9 protein-coding genes and 1 pseudogene are annotated in these 7601 nt (G+C 44.7%); 6 read left to right on the plus strand and 4 right to left on the minus strand.

Annotation, left to right across the window (positions count from 1 at the left end):
- On the plus strand, nt 1-660 hold a 660-nt coding region (tonB, locus tag H7A81_RS23925; RefSeq protein WP_220458118.1), incomplete at its 5' end, for a TonB system transport protein TonB.
- Between the two features lie 53 nt (nt 661-713).
- On the opposite strand, the gene yciA is transcribed toward tonB, so the two are convergent.
- From yciA to H7A81_RS23940, 3 genes are read right to left on the minus strand one after another with little or no spacing between them, the layout of a single operon-like run.
- Nucleotides 714-1130, minus strand: coding sequence for an acyl-CoA thioester hydrolase YciA (gene yciA / locus H7A81_RS23930; protein WP_034828848.1), 417 nt, complete (start codon nt 1128-1130; stop codon nt 714-716).
- 53 nt (nt 1131-1183) lie between these two features.
- Nucleotides 1184-1723, minus strand: a complete 540-nt coding sequence (locus H7A81_RS23935; RefSeq protein ID WP_038646666.1) for a septation protein A — start codon at nt 1721-1723, stop codon at nt 1184-1186.
- Between the two features lie 59 nt (nt 1724-1782).
- The gene (locus tag H7A81_RS23940; protein WP_182058927.1) at nt 1783-2517 is read right to left on the minus strand and encodes a YciC family protein; all 735 of its coding nucleotides are present in this window, start codon (nt 2515-2517) and stop codon (nt 1783-1785) included.
- Nucleotides 2518-2857: 340 nt separating this feature from the next.
- Between H7A81_RS23940 and ompW the strand changes: the two genes are divergently transcribed.
- A complete protein-coding gene (ompW, locus tag H7A81_RS23945) occupies nt 2858-3490 on the plus strand; it encodes an outer membrane protein OmpW (protein ID WP_182058928.1) in 633 nt (210 codons plus the stop codon).
- 60 nt (nt 3491-3550) lie between these two features.
- On the opposite strand, the pseudogene H7A81_RS23950 reads toward ompW, so the two are convergent.
- Nucleotides 3551-3754, minus strand: a pseudogene (locus H7A81_RS23950) (BON domain-containing protein); the annotation flags it as partial.
- A gap of 31 nt (nt 3755-3785) precedes the next feature.
- Here H7A81_RS23950 and H7A81_RS23955 point away from each other — a divergent pair.
- The 4 genes from H7A81_RS23955 (at nt 3786) to H7A81_RS23970 (ending at nt 7274) form a co-directional block, all read left to right on the plus strand.
- Nucleotides 3786-5405, plus strand: coding sequence for a recombinase family protein (locus tag H7A81_RS23955; protein ID WP_182058929.1), 1620 nt, complete (start codon nt 3786-3788; stop codon nt 5403-5405).
- 15 nt (nt 5406-5420) lie between these two features.
- On the plus strand, nt 5421-5570 hold the full coding sequence (locus H7A81_RS23960; protein ID WP_182058930.1) for a hypothetical protein: 150 nt from the start codon (nt 5421-5423) through the stop codon (nt 5568-5570).
- 511 nt (nt 5571-6081) lie between these two features.
- Complete coding sequence (locus tag H7A81_RS23965) at nt 6082-6666, plus strand: hypothetical protein (protein WP_182058931.1); 585 nt, start codon at nt 6082-6084, stop codon at nt 6664-6666.
- Between the two features lie 92 nt (nt 6667-6758).
- A complete protein-coding gene (locus H7A81_RS23970) occupies nt 6759-7274 on the plus strand; it encodes a hypothetical protein (RefSeq protein ID WP_182058932.1) in 516 nt (171 codons plus the stop codon).
- The last annotated feature ends 327 nt before the right edge of the window (nt 7275-7601 follow it).

Here is a 7601-nt window from a genome sequence, read left to right on the forward strand (position 1 = left end):
GTACTCCACGGCTCGCTGATTGCGGGCATTCTCTATGCATCGTTTCATCAGACCATTGAGGTTCCGAAAGCATCCCAGCCAATCAGCGTGACCATGGTGGCACCTGAAGTGCAGCCAGAACCGGCCCCCGCGGTGGTGACGCCGCCGCCAGAGCCCGAACCTGAGCCGGAAGTTGCACCCGAGCCGCCTAAAGTCGAGCCGGTGCCGATTCCGAAACCTGAACCAAAGCCCAAGCCAAAACCTAAGCCGAAGGTAGAGAAAAAGGTCGAGCCGAAGCCACGTAAGGAAGTGAAGCCGCAGGAGAATCCGGTCAAGCAGGATATCCCGACCACTCAGACGCGTCCGACCACGGCACCGAAGAGTAACCCAGCGCCAACGCAAACCGTCTCTGACGGGCCTAAGGCGATGAACGTGAGCAAACCTGCCTATCCGGCGCGTGCGTTTGCGTTACGCGTGGAAGGGCGTGTACGCGTGCAGTTTGATGTGGATAGCGACGGTCGTGTCGATAATGTGGAGATTCTTTCTGCCGAACCGCGCAATATGTTCGAGCGTGAAGTGAAGCAGGCCATGAAGAAGTGGCGTTATCAGCCGGGTCGTCCTGGCAAAGGCTTGACCATGAACATTGTGTTCCGCATTAACGGCGGTGCTAACATCGAGTAAGCCTGGGTTGAAGGCAAAGAAAAAGCGGTCATTGACCGCTTTTTTTATCGCTGTTAATCGGCAAGATTGGCTTTGCCAGGTGGCAGCGGGCGGGATTTTCCGCTGTTATCAACGGCAACGTAAACAAATACCGCTTCAGTGGCGCAATACGTTTGACCGATTGGCTCAGACGAAACCTTCTTGATCCACACTTCTACATTGATGGTCATCGAGCTGTTGCCGGTACGTATGCAACGCGCATAGCAGCTCACGACATCGCCTACTGCCACCGGTTTCAGGAACGACATACCATCAACGCGTACGGTGACCACACGACCTTCGGCGATCTCCTTGGCCATGATGGCACCGCCCATATCCATCTGTGACATCAACCAGCCGCCAAAAATATCACCATTGGCGTTGGTATCCGCTGGCATCGCCAGGGTGCGCGAGACCATTTCGCCTTGCGGCAATTTATGTTTTTCGTCCATTGCTCAGTTCTTCTGCAGGTGAAGAGAAGCCCGACATTGTCGGGCGGAGTAGCTTATTTTTGTTCTTGTTGCGGCATCTGTCGCCAGATGTACACGCCGCTAAACAGAGTAAACAGTAGGGTCAGGCCGGTCAGACCAAACACTTTAAAGTTAACCCAAAACTCTTGTGATAACCAAAACGCAACATAGATATTTACCAGGCCGCAGACGAAGAAGAAGATGGCCCAGGCAATATTCAATCGACGCCACACAACACCGGGCAACTGCAGCTCTTTGCCGAGCATGCGTTGAATCAACGGCTGTTCCATAAAGAACTGGCTGTATAGCAGTGCCAACGCGAACAGGGAATAGATTACGGTGACTTTCCATTTGATGAACTCATCGTTATGGAACACCAGCGTCAACGTGCCGAATACCGTCACCAGTGCGAAGGTGAAAAGCGTCATCTTTTCCAGTTTGCGATACAGCACCCAGCTGACGACAAGCGCCAGGCCCGTGGCGACAATCAAGGCACCAGAAGCGACAAAGATGTCGTACAGCTTGTAGAAGATGAAGAAAACTACCAGGGGAAGAAAATCGAGTAACTGCTTCATAGCGTTTCCAGTTAGGGCAGGAGCGTTCAATAAAGGCGCTCCGCAGAGCGCCATCGCTGTTAACGTAACAGCATATACAGTCGGTACAAATAGATAATCAGAATCGCGGAGACCAGATTACCCAGCGCGTTCATCACCACCGACGCGATGTTCACCGGCAGCACTGTGAGTGATGAGATGAGGAACATCAGCACAATCTTCGCCAGCAACCACAGCACAATGGCAGGGGCGATGACTTTCATGTTCTTCCATGCCAGTTTCATACTGGCGCGCATCGCGCCAATCACACCCATTTTCTCGCTGACCAGCATTACCGGTGCCAGTGACAGCAGAATCGCCAGAATCACGCCAGGCACCATCAATATCATAAAGCCAATTTGCACCAGCAAGGTAATCAGGAAGGTCTGCAGCAGCAGTTTCGGCAGCAGTGGCGCGGAGGCACCGATTGCTCGCAGGGCACTCACGCGTTGGCCATTGGAGACCAGCGGGATCAGGCACAGCATACCGCCCAGCAGCAGCGTGTTGCCGATCAGCGCGGCAAAGGTGCCGGCTGCAGAAGCGCGCAGCAGGATGCGCTGCTGATCCGGTGACATATTCTGTACCAATTCAAACAGTGATGTCGCGCTGTCGTCAGCCTGGCTAAGCAGGGATAACTGGTCTTCGCCTGGGGTTAATGCATGACCGACAATCACCGTAATGAACGACGTCAACAACGCCATCAGCACAATAGTAACCAGCTGATGACGCAGAAAATTTCCTGTGTCACGGTATAACGAGCTTGCCGTGATAGACATGTACTCTCCTTGATGGAACCGGGTTAATTAACCCGGCGATTGTACATGTTCTGTGGGCTGGCGGGCACCCGCAAGACCATAACTTTGTGTCATCTCCGGTAAAGAATGGGGAATTAAAGTTCGTACCCGGTTCATAAAAGCAGCAAAGCCTCTTCATCTGCCCTCAAAACCTCCTCAGCGTTTTTTCTTCCAGGCGTGCAATGCCGAAAATTGATCTGAATCAATTCATTGTTTTTTAAGTGATTAATTTGAATTGATGCAGATGATCTTTTACCAAAAAAGGGTTAGATCTTGTGCCGCAATCCCGATTAAGACCCTACTTTTCTGCAAAGGAGTGATTATGAAACTGGCAAAATGCGCATTGCTACTGGCTCTGGCTATCCCGCAACTGGCACTGGCTCATCAGGCGGGTGATTTTTTTATGCGTGCTGGTAGCGCGACTGTTCGTCCAACCGAAGGCTCTGACAATGTGCTGGGTATGGGCGGCTTTAACGTGAGTAACGACACCCAACTAGGCTTGACCTTCACCTATATGGCGACGGACAACATCGGTGTGGAGCTGCTGGCGGCGACACCGTTCCGTCACAAGGTTGGCCTTGGTGCCACCGGAAATCTCGCTACCGTGCGCCAACTGCCGCCCACGCTGATGGCACAGTACTATTTCTTCGATAGCCGCAGCCCGGTGCGTCCGTATGTTGGGATAGGTATCAACTACACCACGTTCTACGATGCCAAATTTAATCAAACCGGCCAGGACGCGGGCTTAAGTGATTTAAGCGTCAAAGATTCCTGGGGTGTGGCGGGTCAGGTGGGGATGGATTATCAAATCAACCGCGACTGGATGCTGAACGCATCGCTGTGGTACATGGACATTGATACCGAAGTGAAATTCAAAGCTAACGGAGAACAGCAGAACATTAACACGCGGATCGATCCGTGGGTGTTTTTCTTTGGTGTGGGTTACCGTTTCTGAGGCACCCGCTGAAACACAACGGGCGACCCAAAGGCCGCCCGCTGCAGTATCGATACGCTATTACTTAATCTGCATATTGTTAACTACAGATTTAACCCCTGCCACGCTGCGGGTCACCGTCACTGCACGGTTCGCCATCTGCGGTGAGCTGACAAAGCCGCTTAATTGTACTTTCCCTTTAAAGGTTTCGACGTTGATTTCGGTGGATTTCAGCGAGTCGTCATTCAACAACTGTGCCTTAACCTTGGTTGTCATGATAGTATCTGATTCATGAAAAGTATCAGAGAGTACACTCATGAAGATTCCAGTACTTTACCTTCGCGTCAGTAGCAAGGATCAGGCACTAAACGGCGGTGGTCTGCATGATCAAGAACAAGCAGGTATGGCATACATAAAGAGTATGCCTAATCACTTCAACGAATCGCAGTTAGAAGTGATACGTGATGAAGGTATCAGTAGCTACCGAGGTTCCAACATAGAAGAGGGTGCACCTCTCTATGAGTTTGTACAGGAACGTATCAGAAACAAGGACGGTAACAAGTACTCAATCATTGCCTATAGTATTGACCGCATATCACGCATGAATGTTTGGGCAAGTAGTCAATTCGTCGGACAAGCCATAATGTCAGGTATTGAGATTCATGATCTCATGACAAGGCAAGTACTGAAATCTGATGATCAGATTGGTGCAATTATAAGTACTTTAAATTTAATGCGAGCTAATAGCGAGTCTGATGCAAAGAGCAAGCGTAAACTTCAAAGTATTGAAAATAATATAAAGAGAAGTCTCGAAACTGGCAAGGCATATCGTGCAAAATGCCCTAAATGGTTACGCATTGAGAATGAGCAATATGTAATTGTGGATGAAATTGCAGATTGTTTGCGTGATGCTGTTGATTGGTATCTTGATGGCTGGACAAGTGGACAGATTGTAAAAGAACTGAACCATAAAAAAAGATATTATGGCGATATCGAATGGTCAGCCGCTTTCCTTGTAAAAACATTAAAATCCAAAACCCTAATTGGTACTTGGACACGTGTTAAAGATGGACAAGCAATAGAGTACGAAGATTTCTATCCTGCAATTGTGGATAAAAAGAAACATAAGTTAATGGTTGATATCATTACCAACATAGGGTCAAAGTACTTACCTAAACATAGAGTTGATAAGGGTAGGGTAGTCAATATATTAAGCGGTATGATTACTTGCTCAAGTTGTGGCTCAGTAATACATATTAACCGTGCAAGACAAGATCAAAAGTACTTCTATTGTTCCAGTAGTTATGGAAGAAAAACATGTAGTGCAAAAAAGGGTAACTTCCTATCATTGGAGAAAGCATTACTTACCCACCTCAAAGGTTTTGACTTAAACAGTATAATCAATGCACCAGATAATCATGAACGTAAAGTAGTTGAAACTGAACTAATTGAAGCAAGAGGTATACTTGCAGATGTAGAAGTGAGTATTCAGAACAGAAAGAGTAGCGGAAAGTTAGTACTTGCAGAAATGCTTGAAGCTCTTGGTGATAGCAAAGATAAAGTGCAGGAACTTGAAACCAAGCTGGCAAGGGAATTTACTAAAGTACACGTACCTGATGTAGCGACCTATAAAATTGAAGAGATAGTACTAGATACCCATATTGAGCGTGGTAAGTTGCATCGGGAAATCGGTACTATTGTGCAGAATGTAAGAGTAGGACGCCAGCTAAACGTTTCCTATATGATCATAACCTATAAAAACGATGCAAAGCATGTGGTATCATTTGAAAACAAAACAGGTACTGTAATTACTGCTGTGTATATGGAAGATGATGTGCTTGAAGTTTATGGAAGTATAGATCAGTACGTAGGTGAGGTAGTATTAGGTACTGATCGCATGAAAGATGGTTATCAACGATTAAAAGTAAATGCTTAAATGAGGGAACATTAGATGCCTGGATTTGCACCTGAGTATGATGAAAATTATGGTGATCATGATTTTGATGCACCAGAACCTTATGATATTGAGACATTTGATGCTGAAGATGAACCAAACGATATAATTACACATTATGGCGAAGAAGGCTATGTTCCTGGTTAAGCCTAAAAGTACCTAACCCCCTATATATTCTATCAAAAGCACTCAATACCTTATATCCTTCACAGGGTATTGAGTACTGCAAAATTCTCGTGAAACGATTTATATAAGCGTTCTATACTACAGATAAATATTCATGTCAATTAAAAGGAACATGAATATGATCATCCCCACCATCCTTATATTAATCTTTGCAGGGTTCCCCAAAGTAGCATTTGCAATATTTGCATTTTTCGCTGTTATGTTTTTGTTGGCTCCGAAAAAAAATGATAAATAGAATGCACTAAAGAAATAACATCTCATTTGAGGTGCGTTTTTTTGCACTTATAAACCCAATTTTTGTAAACAGGAATATATGAAAGAAAAGAAAGAAGCCTCAATTGGCGTTCGTCTCACACGCCTACAAAGTGAGTACATAGATAAAATCGTAAGTGAAAAAGGACTGAAGAACCGTAGCGAAGCACTTCAGTACTTAATTAATAAGGCCATAACTTTAGGATAATAGGAGTTGAGAATGGAATCTCAGAAGAAAATTTATGATGTTGCAGTAAATGATTTGAAGTATACAAATCATATTAAAAATAAAGAAGCATATAGTTGTTGGCATAATATGTTGAAACGTTGCTATTCAGGGAAGAATAAGAACTATGAAAACATAACAGTATGTACAGAATGGCTCACTTATTCTTCTTTTTTGGAGTGGTATGAAGTCAACTATATACCTCAGTACCATCTTGATAAAGACATAGTGTTATCTGAAGGAAATGATCGAATCTATTCACCTGAAACATGTTTGTTTGTTCATCCCAAAGTTAACCAAACTTTTCGAGTGCGAGATAATGTTACTGGTTTTTGTGGCGTAAGAATAAATGGGAAAGGCTTCCAAGCACAAATCACAACGAATGGCGAATTGACACCTCTTGGTACTTTCAGTACTGCAAATGAAGCACATAAAAAATGGCAAGCTGAAAAGATTCTTCAGATCCGAAAGTTGATTGAAGAGTTCAAAACCGAAACAGAATTATGTGAAGCTTTAGAAGGCTGGGTAAAAATAATAGAGCAAGATATTAAAGCTAATCAAATAACTAAATTACACTAAAAGAAAAGGTGAGTTATGCATCAACATACCTCACCTCAAGGAAAATTAACTAAAGGATTATAATCCTATTTATAACTATAGGGATTCGCTAAATGACAAAGAAAAAAGAACCGGGAGAACTCAAGAAACGAGGACGCAAAGAAACCATATATAACAACGGTGATCTAAGTGCTCATCTCGCAGGGGTGACTATGATTAAGCATTTAACCAAAGAGGCTCAGGCCGTTCTACGCGAAACCGTGAAAGGTGAAGCCACTAACAAGAATAGTGACCGTGCTTATAATACACGTCACATACTGTTTTTAGTGTGTCGTCTCAGTAAGGTATCTCAGGACAGCATAAAGTACACGATTGAACATGATGATAAGTTCTCTCAGGATGAATATTCTGAAGCGAGTGTAAAGCAGTATAAGAAGGTTACGGTAGCGACTTGTAAGGCACTCTCAGAGCTTTGGCAATCAGGCGTACCAATCAGGGCAGACCAAGCAAAAAGCGGCTCAGAATACTACACGTTATGCGAGATGGGACAGTTAAAGTTGATGTTAGAAAATTGCTGTACTAAAGACGATTTTGAAGCACTCGTAAAAAAATTTAGTGACCGTAATTAAGCTGGTAACTTTGGCTTAATTCGGGGTTCACCAGCTTAATTCGGGATACTTTAGCTTAATAAGGGGGTGTGATGACTATTTTTTTGGATTTTTCACACTAAAAACGCTCATTTATCGCACGTTAAGAGTGTTTTTTGTCCTGTTTCGTACGTTTCCCGAATTAGGATAACTATATTACATATTATTAATTCAGTAATAAGTTACACCGCCCTGCTGCTGCGCCATCAGCTCATCCAGTCGACCGCACAGGCTGTTGACCTGCTGTTCAATCAATTCGCCGTTGTCACCGGCAAATTCAACAATATTCAGGCCGAGCATTTCCTTGTC

Origin of the sequence: Pantoea sp. ME81 (genome assembly GCF_903970985.1) — a bacterium.
Classification (GTDB): Bacteria; Pseudomonadota; Gammaproteobacteria; order Enterobacterales; family Enterobacteriaceae; genus Pantoea; species Pantoea communis.